The sequence below is a fragment of the Geminicoccus flavidas genome, from assembly GCF_009806515.1.
GTDB lineage: Bacteria > Pseudomonadota > Alphaproteobacteria > Geminicoccales > Geminicoccaceae > Geminicoccus > Geminicoccus flavidus.
The window spans coordinates 1-1,872 of sequence record NZ_WUJP01000616.1 but is presented as its reverse complement, the minus strand read 5'-3'; the positions used below and the strand labels follow the sequence as shown (position 1 = coordinate 1,872).

The following is a 1,872-nucleotide window of genomic DNA, read 5'->3' as shown; positions in this document are numbered from 1 at the left end:
CAGCACTGGCTCACCGAGATGCTGCGGATATAGGCGCCCAGCGCCTTGGGCAGGGTGAAGCCCGGATCGATGCTCAGCGCCTCGTTGGTGAGGCGGCGCACCTCGGCGAACCCTTCGGCGGTCATGCTGTAGAAGCCCGGCAGGGCGCGGAGGTAGAGGTCGTAGGCGGTGATGTACTCTGTGGGCTTGGTGCGGGCCTGCCGGATCTCCTCCAGCCGGATGCTCGGCTCGACCGCACCCACCACGCTTTCGGTGATCCGGTCCTGCAGGTCGAAGATGTCGCTCAGGTCGCCGTCGAAGCGGTCGGCCCAGACATGGTGCCCGGTGGTCGCGTCGATGAGCTGTCCGACGATGCGGACCCGCGCACCCGACTTGCGGATGCTGCCTTCGAGGACGTAGCGCACCCCCAGCTCGCGCGACACCTGCCGCACGTCCACCGTCCGGTTCTTGTAGGTGAAGCTCGAATTGCGGGCGATCACGAAGAAGGACCGCACGCGGCTGAGTGCGGTGGTGATGTCCTCCACCAGGCCGTCGGCGAAATAGTCCTGCTCGGGGTCGCCGCTCATGTTCGTGAACGGCAGGACCGCGATGGAGGGCTTGTCGGGCAGGGGCAGTGTGGCGGCAGGACCCGGCCCCAGGGCCACCCGGAACATCTCCACCGGCTCGCTGATGTTCTTGAGCCGGTGCAGCCCCGTCGGCACCAGCGGCAGGGCGAGCTTGCCCCGGACCGCGTTGTAGACGCTGCGCGACAACCACACGCCCCCTGGCTCGCACAAGGCTTCGATCCGGGCCGCGACGTTGACGCCGTCGCCGTAGATGGTGCCGTCCTCGACGATGACGTCGCCCAGGTTGATCCCGATCCGGTAGCGGATTCGCTGCTCCTCCGGCAGGTCCGGGTCCTGCTCTCCCATTGCCTGCTGGACCGCCACCGCAGCCTCGACCGCATCTACCGCACTGCCGAACTCGATGATGGCGCCGTCGCCCTTCAGGTCGACGACCCGTCCACCGTGCCGGGCCAGGACTGGCTCGACCAATTCCTGGCGCAGCCGCTTCAGCCGCCCGAACGTGCCGACCTCGTCGCGCTCCATGAGCCGGCTGTAGCCGGCGACGTCCGCCGCCAGGATGGCCGCCAGCCGCCGCTCCAGCCGCGCCTCCGCCATCGCCTGCTCTCTCCCCGGACAGCCCAACCGCGCCTGTCACGGCCGTGCCGCACCACCCGGCACAGCCGCCGTCCAGCGGTGTCGCGGATGATAGCCCGTCCGTCGCCCTGCGACGATATATCCCGGCGGCCCACCAAGCCCGGGGTGGCCCGCATGCGAGGAGCGCCGATCAGGCCGCCCGCTCGCCCAGCAGCACCTGCCCGTCCACCCCGGTAATGCGCACGTCGATCAGCGTGCCCGCCGCCAGGTCGTCATTGGCCGCGAGCTTCACCGGCGCGAAGTGCCGGGTGTGCCCAGCTCCGCCGCGCTCGATCAGCAGTTCGCGCACCCGGCCCTGCTCGCTGGCATAGAAGCGCGCCACCGCCTCTGCTCCCTCGGCGCGCAGGACCGCCGCGCGCTCTTTGCGCAGCATCGGGTCGACCTGCGGCATCCGCGCTGCCGGCGTGTTCTGGCGCGGGCTGTAGGGGAAGACGTGCAGCCAGGTGAGCCCGGCCTCCGCCACGATCCGGCGGGTGTTCTCGAACATCGCGTCGGTCTCGGTCGGGAAGCCCGCGATGATGTCGGCGCCGAACACCAGGTCCGGGCGCAGGGCGCGCAGCCGGCTGGCGAGCGCCAGCACGTCATCGCGCGAATGGCGCCGCTTCATCCGCTTCAGCACCATCGTGTCGCCGGCCTGGAGCGACAGGTGCAGATGCGGCATCAGCCGTGGCTC

Annotated in this window: 2 protein-coding genes; both read right to left on the bottom strand. The window is 70.1% G+C overall.

Going from position 1 to position 1,872, the window contains the following annotated elements; all coding sequences use genetic code 11:
* Positions 1 to 1,160, bottom strand: a 1,160-nt coding sequence (locus EQG76_RS17430) for an adenylate/guanylate cyclase domain-containing protein (RefSeq protein ID WP_321573477.1), incomplete at its 3' end; no start/stop codon positions are given.
* Between the two features lie 169 nt (positions 1,161 to 1,329).
* Positions 1,330 to 1,872: radical SAM protein (locus EQG76_RS17425; protein WP_159715664.1), on the bottom strand; the 543-nt coding region annotated here is incomplete at its 5' end.